We start from the raw sequence: 22,633 nt of genomic DNA on the forward strand, positions 1-22,633 counted from the left end.
CGTCTTCACCGGGCGAGGGCGTCGAGGATGCGCACCCAGGAGCGGATGCCCTTGTGGAAGCTGCGCAGGTCGTATTTCTCGTTGGGCGAATGGATCTGGTCGTCCTCCAGGCCGAAGCCGATCAGGAGCGAATCGATGCCGAGGATGCGCTGGAGATCCCCGACCACCGGGATCGAACCGCCGGCTCCGATCACCGGCGCGGTGCGGCCCCATTCCTCCGCCAGCGCCCGGCGCGCCTTCGTCAGCGGCGGGCTGTCGGCGGGCACGGCGATGGCAGGGCTGGCGCCATGGGACTGGAAGACGGCGTGGCAGTCTTCGGGCAGGCGGGCGGAAACGAACTGCCGGAACGCGGCCTGGACCCGCGCCGGATCCTGCCCGCCGACCAGGCGGAACGAAACCTTGGCCGACGCCTGCGCCGGGATCACCGTCTTCGCTCCCTCGCCCGTATAGCCGCCGACGATGCCGTTGACGTCGCAGGTCGGCCTGACGGTGATCTGCTCGAGCACCGTCCGGTCCTTTTCGCCCGCCGGCACCTTCAGCCCGACGTCGCCGAGGAACTCGGCCCCGTCGAAGTTCAGCGCATCCCATTCCGCCTTCACGTCGGCGGGAAGGTCCTGGACGCCGTCATAGAAGCCGGGCAGCGTGACGCGGCCCTCGTCGTCGTGCAGAGCGGCAAGGATCTTCGCCAGCACGCGGATGGGGTTCTGCGCCGCACCGCCATAGGAGCCGGAATGCAGATCCCGGCTCGCCGCCTTGATGGTGACCTCCTCATAGACGATGCCGCGCAGCATGGTGGTGACGGCCGGGGTCTCGCGATCCCACATGCCGGTATCGCAGACGAGGCAGAAATCCGCCTTCAGCTCGTCGCGGTTGGCGGTGAGGAAGGGCACGAGACTGCGCGAGGACGATTCTTCCTCGCCTTCCAGGAAGATGGTCACGTCGACCGGCAATTGCCCATCGGCGGCGATGAGCGCACGGCAAGCCTCGATGAAGGTCATCACCTGGCCCTTGTCGTCCGAAGCGCCGCGCCCGACGATGATCTCGCCATGCGGCCCGCTCGCACGGATGGGCTCGAACGGCCTGGATGTCCACAGGTCGAGCGGATCCGGCGGCTGCACGTCGTAGTGGCCGTAGAACAGCACATGGGGAACGCCCTGCCTGCCCGTGCGCCGGTGGCCGACCACCATCGGATGGCCGATCGTCTCGCGCGGCGAAGCGTCGAAACCGAGTTCGCGCAGCGTCGATGCGGCCCATTCGGCCGCGCGGCGGCAGTCGCCGTCATACGCGCTGTCGGCGGAAATCGAGGGGATGCGGAGGAACTCGAACAAGCGGTCGAGACTTGCATCGAGCGCCGTATCGGCGGCGTCGAGCGCGTTCTGGATCTGGGACATGGGCCTGACTATCGGATACGGAGAGGCGGCAGGCTAGAACATGATCCGCGAAAGTGAAAGCCCGTCCCTGCCCGAGACATGGTGCGACGACCCCTTACGCCGGACGCACCGTCAACGGGGCGCTCCGTCGCGAAAAAGCAACTTTCCTGCCCGAGTGGTGCCGTTATTGCGGATTACGGGCTCCATTCGGTCGGATGTAGCGTATGGAAAGGGCCGCCTTGCACGCTGCCGGACTTGGTAAACCGTCAATTCGCGACCTTCTGAGTCCGGGCCGACAGGCGGGCGCGCTGGATCAGCGAGGCCGCGCGGCGATAGATCTGCCGCGGCGACACCGGTCCGGTCAGCACAGCTTCGAAGCCCGCATGGGTCGCCATCAGTTCCGCCGCCCGGCTCGGCTGCTCGGCCACCAGAAGGACGGGCACGTCGCGGATCTGGTCGCCGCCGCCGCGGGACAGCGCCTCCATCAGGGCGAAGGCCTCTTCGAGGGCCGGCAACGCCATGACGATGCAGGATGGCGCCGCCACGCTCACCGCCTCCAGCGTCTCGGCACGCGAAGCCGCGACTCTCACCTTGGTCATGCCGAAATCCAGAAGTGCCTCGCGCCAGTTGAACGCGACATCTTCATTCGGCTGAACCAGTAAAATATCAGCCTGCTGAATTATCTTTCCGCCTGCCTTTACGGGTACAACCGAGGTTCCATCCATGATATCTCGATACTCCAATGGCTTAACTGCGATGCCCCATGACAGAAAGCAACCACGACGTCTCTATCGTGGAACTACTCCACTAATTTGTCGTGAAATGCAACATAAAAGTTTCAAGTAATTGTCATACAAATTTTGTCTCTACGAATTGTGGCAATATATTGATATACTAGACCTACGGCATCCGGGAATACCGTCATCCACGCGACCTCCCGCCTAGTATACCTCGCAGGATCGCCTGCGTTATCTCGCGTCCGGCTGTGGTTGCAATCGTGCGCGAAACCGATCGGATCACGGCCTGCGTCGTGGTCATGCGGCCGCCCGATCCGCTGCCGAAAATGGTATCGAGAATCCCGCCGCCCTTTTGCCCCGGCGCAGGTGCGGCGTCCTGCGCCACGCGGCGCTGGAGCATCTCGAAGGCCGAATCGCGGTCGATCGCCTGCTCATACTTGCCGCGCAGGGGCGAGGCCTGCATCACCGTCTGCCGCTCGGCCGGCGTGATCGTGCCGACGCGCGCGGAAGGCGGCAGGACCAGCGCACGCTGCACCATGGCGGGGACGCCGTTGCCCTCCAGGAAGGAAACCAGAGCCTCGCCCTTGCCGAGCTCGGAGATCGCCCGCGCCGTGTCGATGCCGGGATTGGGGCGGAACGTGTCGGCCGCGGCCTTCACCGCCTTCTGGTCTCGCGGCGTGTAGGCGCGCAGGGCGTGCTGCACCCGGTTGCCGAGCTGCCCCAGCACGGTATCGGGCACATCGAGCGGATTCTGGGTGATGAAGTAGATGCCGATGCCCTTGGAGCGGATGAGGCGGACGACCTGCTCGATCTTCTGGAGCAGGGCGGGCGGCGCGTCGGCGAACAGGAGATGGGCTTCGTCGAAGAAGAAGACGAGCCGCGGCTTGTCGACGTCGCCGACCTCGGGCAGCTGCTCGAACAGTTCCGACATCAGCCAGAGCAGAAAGGTGGCATAGAGCTGCGGCGCCATCATCAGCTTGTCGGCAGCCAATATGTTGATCGTGCCGCGGCCCTCGCGGTCGATCCGGCCGATATCGGCGAGGTCGAGGGCCGGTTCGCCGAAGAATTTGCCGCCGCCCTGCTGCTCCAGCACGAGGAGCTGGCGCTGGATGGTGCCGACGGTCGCCTTCGAGACGTTGCCATAGGTCTTCACCAGGTCGGCAGCGCGTTCGGCCATGTCGGCGAGCAAGGCGCGAAGGTCCTTGAGGTCCAGCAGCAGCAGGCCCTGCTCGTCCGCCAGCCTGAAGGCGACGTTGAGCACGCCCGCCTGCACGTCGTTGAGCTGCAGCATGCGCGACAGGAGGAGCGGTCCGAGATCGGTTATCGTCGCCCGGATCGGTGCTCCCTGCTCGCCGAACACGTCCCAGAACTGGACCGGGAATTCGTCGGGTCGATAGGCGATGCCGACATCCGCCGCACGCTTGAGGAGGAAGTCCTCGCCCCGGCCCGGCTGGCTCAGGCCGGCGAGATCCCCCTTGACGTCGGCCGCGAAGACCGGAACGCCCCGGGCCGAGAAGCCTTCCGCCAGCACCTGCAGCGTGACGGTCTTGCCGGTGCCGGTGGCGCCGGTGATCAGGCCGTGCCGGTTGCCGAATGCGAGATCCAGATATTCGGGCTTGGAGCTCTTTGCGACAAAAATCCTCGTCTGGTCTTCCATCTCGGCGATACCTGCCCTGTTTCAACGCTTGTGTGAGCATAGACGCGGCGGCCATCCATCACCATACCGGTGTACAGCCGGCGTGGCCCGATCACAGGCGCCACCGGCATTGAATTGCCCGGGGACGCCGCTCCGGCCTTGATCTCGACGTTGAAATGCGAAAAGACAAGGGTGGAGCTGCCTCGGCGTGACGTTCGTCGGGGTGCGCGCGTGTGTGACGGCGTCAGGGAGAATGCGCAATGGAAGAATTGATCGCCCTACTGTCCTCCAAGGTCGGCATCAGCCCGGATGTCGCCACGCAGGCGGTCGGGGCCATTCTCGCCTTTCTCGAGCGCGAGGGTCCCGCCGACGCCGTGTCCAAGCTGGTCGATTCCATCACAGGCGCCCGCGACATCACCAATGAGGCGATCAATGCGCAGAGCGGCGGCTTCATGGGCATGCTGGCCGGCATGGTGGGCCATGTGGGCGGGGGAATCGCCGGACTGGGCGGGCAGTTGATGGCGATGGGGCTGGACCTCAACCAGATCCAGGCCATCGGCCGGGAATTGTTCGCCTTCGCCGAAAGGGAAGCGGGCCCTGAAGTGGTCGGCAAGATCGTCCGCGAGATCCCCGAGCTCGGGCAGTTCGTCTGAGTGCAGACGCGGGAAGCGCCGAGATCCCTCGTCTCCGTCGCGTGCGAAAGCTTCCCTTGTCCCGGCGCCCGTGATCGCCCGTTCTGAAACCCGGCGCCTGCGGCGAGGGCGCGAGCCGACCGGGGATCGATCCCGCAAGGCCGCGCCTGCTCAGTCGTCGGCGTTGTCGAGCGCCCGGGCGATGACGGCGCGCAGCTCGACGCGGCTCATGAAGATGTCGTGGTTGATGATGCCGGAGGTGTAATCCGTGGCGTCGACGACCTTGACGCCGGTCTGGTCGAGCTCCGCGCGGTCGCTCAGTCCGACGCGGGGCACGCCGCCTGCCAGCTTCGTCGACAATTCGAGCGCCCGGTCATTGGCCGAGACGATCACGGTCATCTTCGACGACAGGAGCGGCAGGCGCTTGATCTGGCGCTTGAACAAGTCGACGTCCACGTCCGGATTGGCGAGGATGATGGCCCCGAAGCGGCCCGAGAGCGTGCCATCCGAGCGATCCGACAGCGAGCGCAGCGCCTCGAGCGCCACCATGCCGCCCATCGAATGGGCGAGGATGTTGATGCGGCCCACCTTGGGATCCTTGGCGAGGGCGGTGAGCGTGTCTTCGAGCGCGTCGCGCGACCACAGGGCGCTGTCGCGATCGGTCATGTAATCGAGAAAGGCCGCGCGCGAGGGCCAGGCGAACAGGATCGGCACGCCGGAGAACTTGATGCCCGCCACCAGCTTGGCATAGCTGGTCGCCGCGCTGTCGAAGGTCTCGTTGTAGCCGTGCACATAGACGAGCACGTCGCGGCCCTCAGCCTGGGTCGCCAGAGCGGTGGCGGGCTGGTCGCCGCCGAGCTTGCTCACGCCGGCGACCGACCAGTCCGAGGAGGCGATCGGGTTCACGCTGGCGAGCAGGGTGTTCGAGGGCGGATAGAGCACGAGGCGCGCGGCCGTCGGCTCGGAAGCCCGCCCCGTATCGAACCAGGGCTCGGCGTCGCCCGTGCTCTTGCGGGTCGTCATCATCAGCATGGTGATGCCGCCCCGCCAGATGCCGAGCGGCGTGGTCGCAGCCGCCCTGTCCGGCGCCGCGGCTGTGGTCAGCACCGGCTTCAGCGGCGCGTCGGTCGCCCCGGTGTCGTCATCGATGCCGACGCAGCCCGTCAGGGCCAGGGCCGACAATACCAAAGCGAAGAGCGAGGCGGCTCTCATTCCGTGACCAATCCCTTTGCTGCGCCGCACTCAATGCAGCCGAAGTGGTGAATAGCCAGTGAACAGGCGAAAATGAGGCGCGGGCCGGCAGGGCCGAGGAAATCGGCTTTTCCGCCGCGTTTTCCCGGCCCCCGGCAAAAATGTCACGATCCCCGCCCGTCGAGCGCGGCGCCCGGAAGGAAGCGCCGCGCCGGCGGGGAAGCAGCGGACGGCCGTCAGGCCAGTCCGCCCATGCAGACATATTTGCTGTCGAGATAATCCTCGATACCGTATTTGGAGCCTTCCTTGCCCATGCCGGATTCCTTGACGCCGCCGAAGGGGGCGACTTCGGTGGTGATCAGGCCTTCATTGACGCCGACCATGCCGTATTTGAGCGCCTCGGAGACGCGGAAAGCCCTGGCGAGATCCCGCGTGTAGAAATAGGAGGCGAGGCCGAATTCGGTATCGTTCGCCATCCTCACCGCTTCTTCCTCCGTCTCGAACCTGAACACCGGCGAAAGCGGGCCGAAGGTCTCGTCGCGGGCGACGATCATGTCCGGCGTCACGCCGGTCATCACCGTCGGCTCGAAGAAGGTGCCGCCGAGCTTGTGCCGCTTGCCGCCGGCCACCACCTTGGCGCCCTTGGAGATGGCGTCGGCGAGATGCTCCTCGACCTTGGCCACCGCCTTCTCGTCGATCAGTGGCCCCTGCTGCACGCCGGCATCGAGGCCGTTGCCGACCTTGAGCGCATTGGAGGCGGCGACGAGCTTCTCGACGAAGCGGTCATGAATGCCCGACTGCACCAGGAAGCGGTTGGTGCACACGCAGGTCTGGCCGGAATTGCGGTATTTGGCGATCATCGCGCCTTCGATGGCCCGGTCGACGTCGGCGTCGTCGAACACGATGAAGGGGGCGTTGCCGCCGAGTTCCATCGAGACCTTCTTCAGCGTCTTCGCCGACTGCTCCACCAGCAGCTTGCCGATCGGCGTCGAGCCGGTGAAGGTGATCTTGCGCACGGCGGGGTTCGAGGTCAGCTCGCCGCCGATGGCGCTGGCCGAGCCGGTGAGCACGTTGACGACGCCGGCGGGAATGCCGGCCATCTCGCACAGAGCTCCCCAGGCGAGCCCGGAATAGGGCGTCTGCGCCGCCGGCTTGATGACGATGGTGCAGCCTGCCGCCAGGGCCGGGCCGAGCTTGCGCGCGATCATCGAGGAGGGAAAGTTCCACGGCGTGATGGCGCCGACGACGCCGACCGGCTCCTTCGTCACCAGAATGCGGCGGCCCGGCCATGGGGAGGGAATCACGTCGCCATAGACGCGCTGGGCTTCCTCGGCGAACCAGCGCACATAGGCGGCCGAGAACATCACCTCGCCCTTCGCCTCCGCGAGGGATTTGCCCTGTTCCACCGTCAGGAGCACGCCGAGCGCCTCGCTGTTGGCTTCGACGATATCCGCCAGCCTGTGCAGGATCTTCGCCCGTTCCTTGGCGGTGCGCGCCCGCCAGGCGGGGAAGGCGGCATCGGCTGCCGCGATGGCGCGGGCGGTCTCGGCCTGGCCGCAATCCGGCACTGTGCCGAGCAGTTCGCCCGTGGCGGGATTGGTCACCGGGGTCGTCCTGCCGCTGTCGGCGGCGATCCATTGTCCGTCGAAATAGGCGGCTTCACGTTTGAATTCGAGTTTCTGCGACTGCTTGTCCAACATGAGTCCTCTCCCGCACGGTTTCGATCAGGTCTGCCGCCGCCACGCGGCGCGCTGCACAAATAGGCATTCGGCCGGCGGCAGGCAATGTTCTTTGCCGGGACATCCCTTGTCCCCGCTGTTCTTCGTCCTCGCCTGGCCCCGGTCTTCGGGGTAGACAGCGAAAAGTTCAGCAGGTGATCCCATGACCAATCCCGTTCTCGCCGAATTGTTGCGCGGCGATCTCGTCGAAAGCCGGCACAGCGGCGCAATCGCGGTGTCCGATCCCGACGGCCGCCTGGTGCTGTCGCTCGGCGACGTCACGCGGCCGATCTATCCGCGCTCGGCGGTGAAGGCCTTCCAGGCGCTCCCGCTCCTCGAATCCGGTGCCGCCGACCGCCTCGGCCTCACCGATGCGGAAATCGCACTGGCGGTATCCTCGCATGGCGGCGAAGCCCGACACGTCGAGGTCGCCACGGCCATGCTGGCCAAGGCGGGACGGGACGTGAGAACGCTCGAATGCGGGGTGCATGCGCCGAGCACCCGCAAGGCCGCCGACGCCCTGGTCCGAGCCGGCCAAAAGCCCTCGGCCCTCCACAACAACTGCTCGGGCAAGCATGCCGGCTTCATCTGCCTCGCCTGCGCCGAGGGCGTCGAGCCGGAGGGCTATGTCCGCCGGTCCCATCCGGTCATGCGGGCGGTGATGGGCGCCGTCGCCGACATGTCCGGCGCGGCCCTGGAGGGCGCCGGCGTCGGCACCGACGGCTGTTCGATTCCGACCCAGGCGGCGCCCCTCGCAGGGATCGCACGCGGCTTCGCGCGCCTTGGGACCGGGCTTCATCTCGGCCCCGAGCGGGCCCGGGCGGCGGCCCGCATCCGCCGCGCCGTCGCGGCCGACCCCTTCCTCGTGGCCGGGACGGGGCGCTTCTGCACCGCCATCATGGCGATCTTCGGCGAGCGGGTGTTCGTGAAGACCGGCGCGGAAGGCGTGTTCTGCGCCTGTTTCCCGGAACTCGGCTACGGCGTCGCCCTCAAATGCGACGACGGCGCCACCCGTGCCGCCGAAGTGATGATGGCGAACGTGATCGCACGCTTCCTGCCGCTGTCGGAAAACGAGAGCGAGGCGCTGCGACCCTTCCTCGCCCCGATCCAGAAGAACTGGAACGGCATCGAGGTCGGGCTGCTGAGGGCGGCGGGGGCGATGGGTTAGGCGCGACGGCGGCATTCGAGGGAACGGCGCGGATGGAAGGTCGATCGCCGATCGACCTCTTCTTTGCCGCAAGTTCTGTGTTTCCAAGGGTCGATCGGTGATCGACCCTCCATCCGCCTCAAACCACGCTGAAGCGGTACTGCGTCTCGTGGTGATAGACCTCGCCGGGACGGACGATCGACGAGGGGAAATGCGCCTTGTTGACCGCGTCGGGAAAGTTCTGCGTCTCCAGGCAGAAGGCGGCGTAGGCGCCGTATGTGGCGCCGCCGAGGCCGGGCACCGGTACGTTGAGCTTGGCGGCATCGTAAAGCTGCACGCCGGGCTGGGTCGTCCAGGTCTCGAGGCTGACGCCGCTCTTGGGCGACCAGGCGCGGGCGGCGCGAGCGAGCACGCCGCTGCTGCGCAGCACGAGATTGCCGTCATATCGGAACGGGCCGTCCGGCGTGTCGAGGCGCAGCGGACGGTCGGACCGGAAATCCCAGGGCGTGCCGGCGACCGACAGGATCTCGCCGGTGGGGATGAGGTCGGCATCGGTCGGGGTGTAGAAATCGGCCTCGATCTGCATGTGCTGGTCGAGCACGTCCGGCGAGCCGTCGAGATTGAAGTAGGAATGCTGGGCGAGATTGACGGGCGTCGCCTTGTCGGTGGTCGCGGTGTAGATCACCTGCAGCGTCGCCGGCTCGAGCAGGCGATAGGTGCAGGTGGTCACGACGCGGCCGGGAAAGCCCATGTCGCCGTCCTCGGAGACGAGGACGAAGGTGGCCGAACGCTCGTCGGATTGCGCCAGCGACCAGACGCGCTTGCCGAAGCCGGTGGCGCCGCCATGCAGGGTGTGCGGCCCGCCATGGCTCTTGGAGAGGTCATAGGTCACGCCATCGAGCGTGAAGCGGCCCTGGCCGATGCGGTTGGCGACGCGGCCGGGATTGGCGCCGAAATGCGGCGAATAGGCGGGATAATCCTCGAATTTCTCAAATCCCAGCACGACGCGCTGCGGGCCGGCCTTGGAGGGGACGTGCAGGTCGCGCACCGCGCCGCCATAGCTGATGATCCTCGCTTCGGCGCCGGCGTCGGAGCGCAGCGTGACCTCGAGCACATCGGCGCCGCCGAACGTGCCGAACAGGACAGGCTTGGACATGGGACTTCCTCGGATTGGACATGAAAGAGCGGGAACGCAGATCCGCACCGCCGCGCATGCGACGACGGCCTTTCCCTCTTATACGGTCCACCCGTAGCGCACCAAGTGAAAGAAGATCGGCGCGGCGAACACGACGGAATCGAGACGGTCCAGCATGCCGCCATGGCCCTCGATCAGCCTCCCCCAATCCTTGACGCCGCGGTCGCGCTTGATCGCCGACATCACCAGGCCGCCGAGGAAGCCCATCAATGCGACGACGAGCGCCGCCAGGCCTGCCTGGAGGAAACCGAACGGCGTGATCCACCACAGGCAGGCACCGAGCAGGGTAGCGCTCGCAATGCCGCCGACCAGGCCCTCCCAGGTCTTGGACGGCGAGAGCCTCGGCGCCACCTTGTGCCGGCCGAAGAGCTTGCCCCAGACATATTGCAGCACGTCGCTCGACTGGACGACGATGACGAGGAAGGCGATCAGCAGGAGGTTGCGGCCCTCGAAGCCAGGAATGTCCAGGGTGATGAGGGCCGGGACATGCGACAGGCAGAAGATCGCGATCATCATGCCCCATTGCATCTCGGCGATGCGGGTCATGAAGCGCGCGGTATCGCCGCGCAACGCGACCAGGATGGGCATGAACAGGAAGGCGTAGACGGGGATGAAGATCGAATAGAGGCCATACCAGTCGATCCAGATCAGATAATATTGGACCGGCAGGACCACGAAGAACATCGCGAACAGGCTGTAATGGTCGCCCCGCCTCGTCGGCGTCAGGGTGACGAATTCCCGCAGGGCGAAGAAGGAGGCAAGGGCGAAGAGGATGATCACCCCCGGCTTTCCGGCCAGGAAGGACAGCCCGATCAGCACCACCATCACCCACCAGGCGCGGATGCGGGCGTTCAGATTGTCGATCGCCGCACTGCCCTCCGGCCCGGCGCGCCGTCCGAGAATCCAGCCCACGAGGGAAGCCAGCACCAGGACGCCGAGGATGCCGCCGAACAGGGCTATGGCCGGATGGTCCGACATCACCGCCCCTCCCCTTCGCCGGGCCGCAAGGCGAGAAGGGCCTCCTGGCTGCGGTCGAGGAAGGCCTGGCGATCCTCGCCCGGTTCGAAGCGCAGCGGCGTCCCGAAGGTCACCGTGCACAGGAACGGCACGGGCAGGAACTCGCCCTTCGGCATGACGCGGTTGAGGTTGTCGATCCAGACGGGCACGAGATCGACGCCGGGCCGGCGTTTCGCCAGCCAGTAGAGGCCCGATTTGAACGGCAGCAGCGGCCGGTCCGTCGTGTTGCGCGTGCCCTCCGGGAACAGGATCAGCGACGATCCCGCCTCGATCGCCGCGCCCATATGGCCGATCGGATCGGCGCTGCGGGTGACGTTGTCCCGGTCGATCAGCACCGCGTCGAAGACATCGCGGCCGAGGAACCGCCTGACGATCCCCGCGCTCCAATAGTCCCTGGCGGCGACGGGCCGCGTCCTGGCCCGAAGGCCGGCGGGAAACACCGTCCAGATCAGGATGAAGTCGCCATGGCTCGCATGGTTGGCAAAATAGATCCGCGGTTCCGGCGACGGCGTGCAGCCCTGCCAATTGCCCCTGACGCCGGTGACGATGCGGGCGAGCGCGATGGTCATGAGCCCGACCACCCGCCCCGGCAGCGAACGGCTCCTGCGCGGTGGCGCTGCGCTCATCACGGCATCTCCGCGAGCGGCAGCCGGATGAGGCCGACGGCAAGCAGCCCGATCGGCTGCGGCAGCGCCGTGAAAGCACCGGCGATGGTGACGCCGCGCGATGGCATCTCCAGCGTTCGGCCCTGCCGCGGGAGCGGCGTCGGGACGGCGGCGACCGCCGCCGGATTTTCCTGTGTCTCGGTCATGCCCCGCCTTTAGCCGCCGACCTCGGCGTCGCTCTGCGCGCTTTCGCACCGACGCTTCATGATACCGGCCGGTCGCGAACCTCGCGCAGCCCCTTATGGACCCGGTTGGCGACGGTGAGAACGAGCAGGAGCGCCACCACCGGCATCAGCCAGCCGAACCAGCCCGGCAAGGGCGCGCCGAGACCGATCCAGAGCCCGAGCGCACCGAAGACGAAGGCCCTGTCGCTCTTGCCGAGCGGGCCGTCATAGCGGCGGGACGCCCCGACCGCCGGCCCCATGACGCCGGCAAATTCGGTGATGACGGCGAGGACGATCACGACGCCGGTCCAGAACGCACCGAACACCGGCAGCACCGCGAAAGGCAGGATGAGCGCCGTATCCGAAACCACGTCGGCGATCTCGTTGAGATAGGCGCCGATCAGGCTCTTCTGTCCGAACTCCCGCGCCAGCATGCCGTCGACGGCGTTGAGGGCCATGCGGATGAAGAGCCAGACCGGCAGGAGCAGATACGTGATTCGCAGATCGGCAAGCGCGGCGACGCCGAGGCCGACGATCAAGGAGCCCATGGCTGCCGCCAAGGTCACCCGGTTGGCCGTGATGCCGCGGGCGGCCATGCGCTCCACGGTGGGGCGCAGCAGGGCCTGGAACCGCGGCTTGAGGGCATAGAGGCTCATCATGCTTCCCTGGAAGACAAGGTGGGGAGACCCGGCGATCATGGCCGCGGCTGTCCTCCAAAAGCAATGACTTCGCGCACGGCGAGCCCCCCACGACGCAGCGCAGTCGGCCATCGCCATGGCGATACGATCATACGGCCGATGCGATTGCACCCGTCGAGCGGCGCATCATCGTCACCGCACGATTGTCTTGACGGCAGGCTCCGGTATGAATGCTGGCACGCGAGCATCAGACACGTCGAGGAAACGAGCCCATGGCCATCATCAACTACATCACGACCGTCCAGTTCGGTTTCGGCTCGCTCGCGCTCCTGCGCGGCGAATGCGAGCGCCTCGGCATCACACGGGCGCTCGTCGTCACCGACCGCGGCGTGCGGGCCGCCGGCCTGGTGGATCGCGTCCTCGCCGTGATGGGCGATTTCGCAGCGGCGGTGTTCGAGGACACGCCGTCCAACCCGACCGAGGCCGCCGTGCGCGCCGGCCTGGAGGCCTACCGGGCCGCCGGCTGCAACGGCATCGTCGCCTTCGGCGGCGGCTCGCCCATCGATCTCGCCAAGGGCGTCGCGCTCGCCGCGACACATGACGGGCCGCTGCTCGGCTACGCCGCGATCGAGGGCGGCACGGCCCGCATCACCGCCCGGGTCGCGCCGGTGATCGCCATCCCCACCACGGCCGGAACCGGCAGCGAAGTCGGCCGCGGCGCCATCATCATCCTCGACGACGGCCGCAAGCTCGGCCTGCTCTCGCCGCATCTGGTGCCCAAGCTCGCGATCTGCGATCCCGAGCTCACTTTCGGCCTGCCGCCGCTCCTGACCGCCGCGACCGGCATGGACGCGATCTGCCATTGCATCGAGACCTTCCTCGCCCCGGCCTTCAACCCGCCGGCCGACGGCATCGCCATCGACGGGCTGACGCGGGGCTGGGCGCATATCGAGACGGCCACTCGCCATCCGATGGACCGGGATGCCCGCCTCAACATGATGAGCGCCTCGATGCAGGGCGCCATGGCGTTCCAGAAGGGCCTCGGCTGCGTGCACAGCCTGAGCCACGCCATCGGTGGGCTGCTGCCGCGGCTTCACCACGGCACGCTCAACGCCGTTCTCCTGCCCGCCGTGCTCGCCTTCAACGCGGAGGCCGAGACGGTCAAGGCCGAAGGGCGCATGGCCCGCCTCGCCCAGGCCATGGGCATCACCAATCCCGGCGGCATCGGCGATGCCATCAAGGCCCTCAACCGGCGGCTCGGCCTTCCCGCCGGCCTGGCCGAAATGGGCGTCGAAGCGGCGCTCCATCCCCGCATCATCGAGCGCGCGCTGGCCGACCACGCCCATCGCACCAATCCGCGCGAGGCCAGCGCCGAGGACTATCGGGCCATGCTGGAGGCCTCGGCCTGAGCCTGCGCCGCGACCAAGGCGGCCGCGCCGCCATCCGGCAGCGCCCGCCTATAGCGGTTTGGTCGCAGACATCACCGTGGCCTGCAGCGGGATGAGGGCCGGGCCGGCGCCGAAGGCGTCGCGGAACGCCTCCGCAAGCGCCGTCGCCACCGTCTCGGGCTCGACACTGCCGCGGGCGCGGATCTGGTCGAACAGGGGGCTCCCGAAGATGAGCCCGCGCGCCAGAATCCCCGCGTCCGGGACCTGCTTTTCCTTCCGGAGCACGACGGCCTCGATATCGGCGAAGCCTGCCGCGATCAGCGAGTCCCGCGCCGGCTCGAAGGCATAGCCGAACGGCACGCGCTGGAACTGCGGCGGATCCTCGGGAAAGAAGCGCTCGATCACCTCCTGCGCGATGCGGCCGACGGGATTGCAGCGATGCGAATCCCACATGCTGAACATGTAACGGCCGCCCGGCGCGAGCACGCGATGGACCTCCCGGTACGACTTGTCCTTGTCCGGGAAGAACATCACGCCGAACTGGCAGACCACGGCGTCGAAGCTGCCGTCGGCGAAGGGAAGCGCCGTCGCGTCGACCGTCTGGAATTCGACCGGCTCCCCGGCCCCGAACTTGGCCTGTGCGACCTCCAGCATCGGCGCGTTGAGGTCCGTCGCCACCAGTCGCGACTCCGGCGGCAGGCGATCGCGCAGGCACCGTGTGACGATCCCGGTTCCCGCCGCCGTTTCCAGCACGCGCGCCGGGCGGAAAGCCGCCACCCGCCGGGCGACATCGTCGGCATAATCGACGAAGATCACCGGGCCCATGCAGTCATCGTAGAACCGGGGTATGCTGCCGACGAAATCCGAGATGTCGCTCATCACCGTCCTCCCGCCATCGAGGGCTGATCATGGCGCGTCTCGCGGCCGGTTGCGAGCGGAGATTGCATCCCCGCCGGGTCCGGCGAAAGAACGCTTCTGCGCCACCGGACCTAGCGTCCCTCCCGCTTCATCGCAGCGAAGACCGCATGGGCCTCCTCCGTCTCGAGCATCGCATCCGCATCGAGGGCCAGACGCCGGCGCCAGTTCGGATATTCGGTATCCGTGCCCGGCAGGTTGACCGGGTCGGTCTCGCCGGCGAGATCCTCGACCTGCGCCACCACCAGCCCCGAGGGCGCGCGGGCGAGGAAGCCGTGCACCGCGCCGACGAAATCGGGCGTCAGCTCGTCGCCGGCTGCGCCGACCGCCTCGGCGAGGGCGGCCTTGTCCGCCTGCCGCCCGGCAACGGCATCCGCGGGCAGGGTGCGTCCGAGCGAGCGGTTCAGCTCGATATCGGTTCCGTTCCACCAGCCGCGCAGCGTCGCGAGGTCATGCGTGGCGACGCAGGCGAGCGACCGCGCCGGATAGGCCTCCGGCGGACGGAAACGCCTGCCGTCGCGCTCGAAGAACAGCACCCGGTAGGAATAGAGCGCGGCTTCGTCGAGGCGTTCGCGAAAGCCCTCGGGCACGGTGCCGAGGTCCTCGCCCACCACCATGCAGCGCGCCTTCGCGCTCTCCTCGGCGAGGACGGCGAGCATCGCCTCCAGCGGATAGCGCAGATAGGCGCCCTCGCTGGCGCGAGCTCCGTCCGGCACGACGAAGAGCCGGGTCAGCGCCATGACGTGGTCGACGCGCAGGGCGCCGGCATGGCGCATATTGGCGGCGAGGAGGTCGCGGTAGTGGCCGAAATCGCTCTGCTGCAGGGCGATGGGATCGAGCGGCGGAATGTTCCAGATCTGCCCCTCCGCCGAAAAGGGATCGGGCGGCGCGCCGACCGTCACCCCCTTGAGGAAGGCTCCCGGGGCGCTCCACACCTCAGCACCGTCCGGCGCGGCACCGACGGCGATGTCGCGGCAGAAGCCGATTTCGAGGCCGCTGTCGCCGGCCCGGGCGAGCTGTTCCTCGGCTAGGAACTGCAGGTAGCAGGCGAAGGCGATCTCGGCCCTGAGATCCGGTCCCGCCCCGTCCGGCAGCGGCCCGGTGCGGAAGGCCGTCGAGCCCGAGGCCTGTTCCAGCGCCTGGAAATGCGCGAAGCGGGCGAGGGCCTCGCCCCCCCTCAGCCGGAAGGCTTCGAAGGCCGCTTGGCGCGCCGGCTGCGCGGCCAGCCCGGCGAAAGCTGCCGACAGCACCGCGCGCTTGAGCGCCCATACCGCGGGCCAGTCGATCAGCCGGGCCGCCCGCAGGCGCGGCAGGTCGGCGCTGACGGCGGCGATCGCGCCCGCATCGACCTCCGGCACCGCCTCGAGATCGATCATGGCGGGGTCGAGGAAGCGGCGGTCGGAAGGCTGGTAGGGGCTGGTCCGGCCGCGATCGGAGGCAAACAAGGCATGGAAGGGATTGAGCGCCAGGACGCCCGCCCCCTTGGCGGCGGCGGCCCGCGCCAGTTCGGCCAGCGTGGTGAAGTCGCCCACGCCCTGGTCTCCCGGCCGGCGCAGGGTATAGAGCTGCGCCGACAGGCCGAAGCGGCGGCCGCCCCCCGCCAGGACCGGCGGAAGATAAGCCCGGCCCGCCGGCCGGGCCACCTTCCCCTGCCGCATGAGCCGCAGGCGATCGAGGCTCTCGCGGGCCTGGGCGAGGGAGGTGTGGGGCAGGCCCATGGCGGCGAGCAGCGCGCGCTTGGTTTCCGGGGAGACCAGCGTATGCCGGCCGGAGACTTCCCACCATTCCGGCGCGATGCCGGCGAGATCGGCGAGGCGGTCGATCATGGCCGGGGGAGCGGCGCCGTCCCTGCGGGGGCCAGGCCCGGCTTCGGCGACGAACACGCCGACCGAGCGCGGTGCCAGTTCCATCATGTCGAAGGAAGCGTACCAGGCCTGGGGCGCGAAGGCTTGGTTCTCGTCGCTCACATGGGCGAGACGCCAGCGCTGGCCAGGACCGAGATCCGGCAGCCGCGCCTGGAGCGGCGTGCCGCCCGCATGGAACCAGATGACGACGCGGCTGCCGTCGGCTCCCACCAGGGACATGCCGAGGCTGCGGCGGCCCGGATCGTTCCAGTCGCGGTCCTGCAGGACGGCTCCGTCGGTTCCGAGCCATGCGACGTCCGGCTCGCCCGAAATGCCCTTCGCGCCGGTCAGAAAGCTGTCGCCGGCGATCAGCTTGTGTGTCTTGCGCAGGGCGATGAGGCTGGCGACGAACTGCATGCGGGACGTGTCGGCGTTCGCCCAGTCGATCCAGGTCGTGGCGTTGTCCTGCGCATAGGCATTGTTGTTGCCGCCCTGCGTACGGCCGAGTTCGTCCCCCATGGAGAGCATGGGGGTGCCGCGCGAGAGGAGCAGCGTCGCCAGCATGGCCCGGCAATGCGCGTGCCGCAGGGCGATGATCTCCGGCGCCCGGCTTGCGCCCTCGACGCCCTCGTTCCAGCTGATCTCCCCGCCATGCCCGTCGCGGTTCTGCTCGCCATTGGCCTCGTTGTGCTTGGTCGCGAAGGCGACGGCATCGGCGAGGGTGAAGCCGTCATGCGCCGCGATGAAATTGATGCCGTCCGCCGGCCGGCGCTGCGCCGGATCGAACAGGTCGGAAGAACCGGCGAGGCGCGTCGCCAGGGCGCCGATGCCGCCATCCCCGCGCCAGAAGCGCCGGACGTCGTCGCGATAGCGGTCGTTCCATTCGCCCCAGCCCCGCGGGAACTGGCCGAGCCGGTAGCCGCCGGGCCCGATATCCCAGGGTTCGGCGATCATCAGCCGGCTGCCGAGCAGCGGGTCCTGCCGGATGGCCGCGAAGAGCGGCGCCTCGGCATCGAAGCCGCGCGCCGTGCGGCCGAGCACCGGGGCGAGATCGAAGCGGAAGCCGTCGAAGCCGCCCTCCTCGGCCCAGTGGCGCAGGGCGTCGGTCACGAGGCGGATCGTCACCGGCCGGTCGAGGGCGAGCGTATGCCCGCAGCCGGTGTCGTTGACGTAGAAGCGCGGATTGTCGGCGAGCCGGTAATAGGAACGGTTGTCGAGCCCTCGCAGCGACAGCGTCTGCCCGCGTTCGTCGCTCTCGGCGGTGTGGTTGAAGACGACGTCGAGGATGACTTCGAAGCCGGCCCGGTGCAGCGCGTCGACGGTGGCGGCGATCTCCGCCATGCCGCCCGGCGCTAGGCGCGGATCGGGGGCGAAGAAGCCGACGGGATTATAGCCCCAGTAATTGGTCAGGCCGAGGGGCTCCAGATGGCGCTCGTCGAGCCACGCCGCCAGCGGCATCACCTCCAGCGTGGTGACGCCGAGATCGCTGAAATGCCGGATCGCGGCAGGATGGGCGAGCGCGGCGAAGGTGCCCCGCATGGCCTCGGGAATGTCCGGATGGGTGCGGCTGAAGCCCTTGGCGTGCAGTTCGTAGACGATGCGGCCGCCGGGCTCCACCCTCGGCGCCGGCGGGCGGGCCCGCCGCGGGAGAGGACGCTCCAGCACGCCCTTCGGCATCAGGGAGGCGGTGTCCGTGCCGTCGAAGGCCAGATCGTCAAGCCCGGAGGCACCCTTGACATGCATCGCCGAGGTCGTGCCGGGTGGGCGCATGATCCGGGTCGCATAGGGGTCGAGCAGGAGCCTTGCCGGATTGAAGCGCAGCCCCTCCTCCGGCCGCCACGGCCCATGGGCGCGCAGCCCGTAGAGCCGGCCCTCCGCCAGGCCCGGCACGAGCCCGTGATGCACCGGGCCGGTACGGCCCGGCAGGGTGATTCGCACCGTCTCGCCGCCGTCTTCGGCGAAGAGGCAGAGCTCGATCCTCTCGGCGTCAGCCGAATAGACGGCGAAATTGACGCCCTCCGGGGTCCAGCTCACGCCGAGCGGTTCGGCCGCGCCCATGCGCGCGGTCATTTCAGTTGTCATCGCCGCCTCTTGCATCGACTGTCGAATTTGTGTCGTACGGTCCTGTCACGCTGGGCGGTCAAAGGACAAAGACTGGATGCCGATCACGCGGCGAAGTGTTAGGAAGAACGTGGCCCCGCCCCATCGGCCGGCCCCCGCCTTCAGCATCGTGCCGAAGCGAGCATCCGCTACGAGAGAATGGGCGCCTGAAGGGTTCAAATGCTTCAAAAGACAAGTCATGATGCCGTCGCGCGGGAAGTGCAGTTCACCTATGCCGATCCGACCTTCTCCCTTCCCAAGCGCGCGCTGATCCGCGCGATCGAGAAGGTGACCGGCCAGCCGAAGCTTAAGCGCCTTTACCTCGAGAACCAGCGCAATCCGGTGGAGGGCGAGAATTTCTTCGCCGCCGCCGTCCGGCGGCTCGAGCTGGACGTTCGCTTCAACCGCGCCCAGCTCGAAAAGATCCCGAAGACCGGGCCCTGCGTCATCGTGGCCAACCACCCTTACGGCGTTCTCGACGGCGTCGTCATCGCCTGGCTGATCGGGCTCGTCCGGCACGACTTCGTCATTCTCACCAATGCGGTCCTCCTGCATGCGCCGGAGACGCGCAGCTACCTGCTGCCGGTCGATTTCGCCGAGACCGAGGAGGCGATGAAGACCAATCTGCGCACCCGCGCCGAAGCGCGCCGCCTGCTCGACGCCGGCGGCTGCGTCATCGTCTTCCCGGCGGGCGGCGTCTCGACCTCGCCGGACAAGCTCGGGCGCCACCCGGCGATGGATGCTCCCTGGCAGCCCTTCACCGTGCAGCTGATCCAGCGTTCGAAGGCCGTGGTGGTGCCGATCTTCTTCGGCGGCCAGAACAGCCGCCTCTTCCAGGTCGCCAGCCATCTCAACCAGACCCTGCGCCTCTCGCTCATCTTCAAGGAAGTGCGCGACCGTATCGGCACGGTGCTGCCGCTGGCGATCGGCGATCCCATCGACGGCGCCGAATTCGCCGCCGCGGCCGACCGCAAGGCCGCCGCGCTCGACCTGATGCAGCGGACCTATGCGCTCGCCGGCCATCTGCCCGACGATCGCACGGCCCGCCGGCTCGCCTCGCTCAGGTCACGACGCTCGGCTCAGCCATCCCCGTCTTCTCCACAACCGCCCCGAGTTTGCGCGCCAAAGCTATGACCTCGGCGAGGGCCGCCTGCGGATCGAGATCCTGGCGGGCGGTGTCCGCCTCGAAGCGTTCGAGATAGACGCGCAGCGTCGCTCCTTCCGTGCCCGTGCCGGACAGGCGGTAGACGATGCGCGAGCCGTTCTCGAACAGGATGCGCAGTCCCTGGTTCTTCGAATCCGAGCCGTCGACCGGATCGTGATAGGAGAAATCGTCGGCCGAGCTGACGGTCAGCGAACCGAAGGCCTGCCCCGGCAGCGTCGGGATCTGCGCCCGGATCGCTTCCATCACGCCGTTGGCGGCCTGCGTCGGCACCGCCTCGTAATCGTGGCGCGAATAATAATTGCGGCCGAACCGCGCCCAGTGCTCGCGCACGATGTCGATCGCCGGCTGGCGACGATGGGACAGCAGCGTCAGCCACATCAGGACCGCCCACACGCCGTCCTTCTCGCGGATGTGATTCGAGCCGGTGCCGGCGCTCTCCTCGCCGCAGATGGTGGCGAGGCCGGCATCGAGCAGGTTGCCGAAAAACTTCCAGCCCGTCGGCGTCTCGTAGATGCCGATGCCGAGCGCCTTGGCGACATGGTCGGCGGCCAGGCTCGTCGGCATGGAGCGGGCGATGCCGGCGATGCCGGCGGCATAGCCGGGCGCGAGATGGGCATGCGCGGCGAGGATCGCGAGGCTGTCGGACGGCGTGACGAAGATGCCGCGGCCGATGATGAGGTTGCGGTCGCCGTCGCCGTCCGAGGCGGCGCCGAAATCGGGCGCATCCGGCCCCATCATCAGATCGTAGAGGTCCTTGGCGTTGACGGGGTTGGGATCGGGATGATGGCCGCCGAAATCCGGCAGCGGCGTGTCGTTGACCACCGTCCCCGGGGCCGCCCCGAGAAGCCCTTCGAGGATGCGCTTGGCATAGGGGCCGGTCACGGCGGACATCGCATCGAAACGCATGGTGAAGCCGCCGGCGAACAGCGCCCTGATCGCCTCGAAATCAAACAATTGCTGCATCAGCTCGGCATAGTCGGCGACGGGATCGACGATCTCGACGACGGTGTCGCCGAGAACGGTCTCGCCGATGCTGTCGATATCGACGTCCGGCACATCGGCGATCCGGTATTCGCTGATCGACCGGGTGCGGGCGAAGATGGCGTCGGTGATCTTCTCCGGCGCCGGGCCGCCATTGCCGATATTGTACTTGATGCCGAAATCGCCGTCCGGGCCGCCGGGATTGTGCGAGGCGGACAGGATGATGCCGCCAAAGGCCTGGTGCTTGCGGATGGCGACGGAGACCGCCGGGGTCGACAGCAGGCCGCCCTGCCCCACCCGCACGCGTCCGAACCCGGCCGCCGCCGCCATTTTCAGGATCGTCTGCACCACCTCGCGGTTGAAATAGCGCCCGTCGCCGCCGACGATGAGCGTGGTGCCGGCGAAGCCCTCGAGCGTGTCGAAGATCGACTGGACGAAATTCTCGACATAATGGGGCTGCTGGAACACCGGCACTTTCTTGCGGAGGCCGGACGTGCCGGGCTTCTGGCCGTCGATGGGCTGGGTCGGAACGGTGCGGATCATGTCAGGCTTCCGGTTGGGTCGAGGGAGCAGGAGCCTTCCCCCTTGCAGGGAGAAGGAAGGGCGCGGCGCTCACGCCAGCAACTCGCGATAGAGCCGCGCATAGGCGCCGGCGCGCGAGGTCCAGGAGAGATCCAGTTGCATGCCGCGTTTCTGCATCGCCCGCCAGACGGGCTTGTCGCGGTAGAGGGCGATGGCCCGGGTGATGGCGTCCTGCAGCATCGGCGCGTTGACCGGATGGAACTGCACGCCGGTCGCCGCATCCAGCGTCAGCGCCGCGTCGTTGGCATCGACGAGAGTGTCGGAAAGCCCGCCCACCCGCGCCACCACCGGCACGCAGCCATAGCGCAGCCCGTAGAGCTGCGTCAGACCGCAGGGCTCGAAGCGGGACGGCACCAGCGTCATGTCGGCACCGCCGAACATCAGATGCGACAGCGCCTCGTCATAGCCGATCACCACGCCGACGCGGCCGGGATAAAGATCCGCCGCCTGGCGGAAGGCCGCCTCCATCTCACGGTCGCCCGAGCCGAGCAGCACCAGGCGCGCCCCGGATTCGACGAGGTGAGGCAGGGCTTCCAGCATGATGTCGATGCCCTTCTGCCATGTCAGCCGGCTGACGAGGCAGAAGAGCGGCGAGGCGTCGTGATCGATGCCGAAGCGCTTTTCGAGCGCCTCGCGGTTCCTGGCGCGGGGCCCGAGCGTTCCCGTGCTGAAATTGGCGGCCAGCTTCGGATCGACGGCAGGATTCCATTCCTGGCTGTCGATGCCGTTGACGATGCCCGACAGGCTCGCCGCCCGGCCCGCCAGCAGCCCCTCCAGGCCCATGCCCGCCTCGGCGGTCTTGATCTCCGACGCGTAGCGCGGCGAGACGGTGGTGATGCGATCGGCGAAATACAGCCCGGCCTTCAGGAAGCCGATCATGCCGTAATATTCGATGCCCTCGAGAGCGAAGGCGCGCTGCGGCAGCGCCAGACTGCCCAGGATCGTCGGCGGATACTGGCCCTGGAAGGCGAGGTTGTGCACGGTGATGACCGATTTCGGCCGGGGCAGCCCCGAATAATGCAGATAGGCCAGCGTCATCGCCGCCTGCCAGTCATGGACATGCACGATGTCGGGCAGATAATCGTGGACGAGACCGGTGCACAATTCGGCCGCCGCGCTCGACAGGGCGCCATAGCGCTGGGGGTTGTCGGGCCAATCCTGCCCGCGCAGGTCGCCATACGGCCCGCCTGGCCGGTCGAACAGATGCGGCGCGTCGAGGGCGAAGAGATCGAGCCCGCCCACGGTGGCCCGCTTGATCGTCGTGCGCCCGCCGAAGAAGCTCGGCAGCGTGGCGACGATCGCCCATTCCTCCGAGGCGTTGAGCACGGCCGGATAGCCCGGCACCATCGTCGTCACCGCGACGTCATGCGTGTGCAGCGCCGCCGGCAGCGCCCCGACGACATCGGCAAGGCCTCCGGTCTTGACCAGCGGATAAATTTCGGAAGCGACGGCAAGAACCTTGATCATGCCGGGATCCTGATCATGCGGATACGCTCCTTACGCCGCCCCCGAGAGCATCTTCCGGAAAAACCGAGGGGCTTTCCGATC

Annotated in this window: 18 protein-coding genes; 4 read left to right on the top strand and 14 right to left on the bottom strand. The window is 67.9% G+C overall.

What is annotated here, in order from left to right; translation table 11 throughout:
* Positions 1–5 precede the first annotated feature (5 nt).
* From J3R73_RS21765 to J3R73_RS21775, 3 genes are all read right to left on the bottom strand, one after another.
* A complete protein-coding gene (locus tag J3R73_RS21765; protein ID WP_307431897.1) occupies positions 6–1,391 on the bottom strand; it encodes a dipeptidase in 1,386 nt (461 codons plus the stop codon).
* Between the two features lie 245 nt (positions 1,392–1,636).
* A complete protein-coding gene (locus J3R73_RS21770) occupies positions 1,637–2,095 on the bottom strand; it encodes a DNA-binding transcriptional response regulator (RefSeq protein WP_307431901.1) in 459 nt (152 codons plus the stop codon).
* 196 nt (positions 2,096–2,291) lie between these two features.
* A complete protein-coding gene (locus J3R73_RS21775) occupies positions 2,292–3,764 on the bottom strand; it encodes a helicase HerA-like domain-containing protein (RefSeq protein WP_307431904.1) in 1,473 nt (490 codons plus the stop codon).
* 239 nt (positions 3,765–4,003) lie between these two features.
* Here J3R73_RS21775 and J3R73_RS21780 point away from each other — a divergent pair, with 239 nt between their 5' ends.
* Entirely contained in the window at positions 4,004–4,396 is a 393-nt protein-coding gene (locus J3R73_RS21780) for a DUF2780 domain-containing protein (protein WP_307431907.1), read from the top strand.
* Positions 4,397–4,546: 150 nt separating this feature from the next.
* Here J3R73_RS21780 and J3R73_RS21785 read toward each other — a convergent pair whose 3' ends face one another.
* Positions 4,547–5,587, bottom strand: a complete 1,041-nt coding sequence (locus J3R73_RS21785) for an alpha/beta hydrolase (protein ID WP_307431912.1) — start codon at positions 5,585–5,587, stop codon at positions 4,547–4,549.
* 215 nt (positions 5,588–5,802) lie between these two features.
* Complete coding sequence (locus J3R73_RS21790; protein ID WP_307431915.1) at positions 5,803–7,266, bottom strand: NAD-dependent succinate-semialdehyde dehydrogenase; 1,464 nt, start codon at positions 7,264–7,266, stop codon at positions 5,803–5,805.
* 181 nt (positions 7,267–7,447) lie between these two features.
* On the opposite strand from J3R73_RS21790, the gene J3R73_RS21795 reads away from it, so the two are divergent.
* Positions 7,448–8,452 carry an asparaginase gene (locus J3R73_RS21795; RefSeq protein WP_307431919.1) on the top strand — a complete coding sequence of 335 codons (1,005 nt, stop codon included), beginning with the start codon at positions 7,448–7,450 and terminating at the stop codon, positions 8,450–8,452.
* A gap of 118 nt (positions 8,453–8,570) precedes the next feature.
* Here the strand turns inward: J3R73_RS21795 and J3R73_RS21800 are convergent, their stop codons facing one another.
* The 5 genes from J3R73_RS21800 to J3R73_RS21820 all read right to left on the bottom strand — a co-directional run bounded on the left by J3R73_RS21800 (position 8,571) and on the right by J3R73_RS21820 (position 12,128).
* A complete protein-coding gene (locus J3R73_RS21800; protein ID WP_307431922.1) occupies positions 8,571–9,587 on the bottom strand; it encodes an aldose epimerase family protein in 1,017 nt (338 codons plus the stop codon).
* A 78-nt stretch (positions 9,588–9,665) separates the two neighbouring features.
* Positions 9,666–10,604 (bottom strand): phosphatidate cytidylyltransferase, encoded by a 939-nt coding sequence (locus tag J3R73_RS21805; protein ID WP_307431925.1) that lies wholly within the window; start codon positions 10,602–10,604, stop codon positions 9,666–9,668.
* Positions 10,604–11,269, bottom strand: a complete 666-nt coding sequence (locus tag J3R73_RS21810; protein WP_370879980.1) for a lysophospholipid acyltransferase family protein — start codon at positions 11,267–11,269, stop codon at positions 10,604–10,606. Before J3R73_RS21810 ends, J3R73_RS21805 begins: the two co-directional genes overlap by 1 nt.
* Positions 11,269–11,454, bottom strand: a complete 186-nt coding sequence (locus tag J3R73_RS21815) for a hypothetical protein (protein ID WP_307431930.1) — start codon at positions 11,452–11,454, stop codon at positions 11,269–11,271. The genes J3R73_RS21810 and J3R73_RS21815 overlap by 1 nt, the downstream gene beginning before the upstream one ends.
* 56 nt (positions 11,455–11,510) lie before the next feature.
* Complete coding sequence (locus tag J3R73_RS21820; RefSeq protein ID WP_307431934.1) at positions 11,511–12,128, bottom strand: CDP-alcohol phosphatidyltransferase family protein; 618 nt, start codon at positions 12,126–12,128, stop codon at positions 11,511–11,513.
* Between the two features lie 254 nt (positions 12,129–12,382).
* On the opposite strand from J3R73_RS21820, the gene gbd reads away from it, so the two are divergent.
* Entirely contained in the window at positions 12,383–13,519 is a 1,137-nt protein-coding gene (gene gbd, locus J3R73_RS21825; RefSeq protein ID WP_307431937.1) for a 4-hydroxybutyrate dehydrogenase, read from the top strand.
* A gap of 48 nt (positions 13,520–13,567) precedes the next feature.
* On the opposite strand, the gene J3R73_RS21830 is transcribed toward gbd, so the two are convergent.
* Positions 13,568–14,377 (bottom strand): class I SAM-dependent methyltransferase, encoded by an 810-nt coding sequence (locus tag J3R73_RS21830; RefSeq protein WP_307431942.1) that lies wholly within the window; start codon positions 14,375–14,377, stop codon positions 13,568–13,570.
* Between the two features lie 110 nt (positions 14,378–14,487).
* The gene (gene glgX, locus J3R73_RS21835) at positions 14,488–18,339 is read right to left on the bottom strand and encodes a glycogen debranching protein GlgX (RefSeq protein WP_307431945.1); all 3,852 of its coding nucleotides are present in this window, start codon (positions 18,337–18,339) and stop codon (positions 14,488–14,490) included.
* A gap of 198 nt (positions 18,340–18,537) precedes the next feature.
* Between glgX and J3R73_RS21840 the strand changes: the two genes are divergently transcribed.
* Entirely contained in the window at positions 18,538–19,491 is a 954-nt protein-coding gene (locus tag J3R73_RS21840) for a lysophospholipid acyltransferase family protein (RefSeq protein WP_307431948.1), read from the top strand.
* Here the strand turns inward: J3R73_RS21840 and J3R73_RS21845 are convergent.
* Positions 19,418–21,046, bottom strand: coding sequence for an alpha-D-glucose phosphate-specific phosphoglucomutase (locus tag J3R73_RS21845; RefSeq protein ID WP_307431951.1), 1,629 nt, complete (start codon positions 21,044–21,046; stop codon positions 19,418–19,420). The two genes, J3R73_RS21840 and J3R73_RS21845, sit on opposite strands and share 74 nt — an antisense overlap.
* 69 nt (positions 21,047–21,115) lie before the next feature.
* Entirely contained in the window at positions 21,116–22,549 is a 1,434-nt protein-coding gene (gene glgA / locus J3R73_RS21850; protein ID WP_307437586.1) for a glycogen synthase GlgA, read from the bottom strand.
* Positions 22,550–22,633 lie beyond the last annotated feature (84 nt).

This window comes from Labrys monachus (genome assembly GCF_030814655.1).
Taxonomy (GTDB): domain Bacteria; phylum Pseudomonadota; class Alphaproteobacteria; order Rhizobiales; family Labraceae; genus Labrys; species Labrys monacha.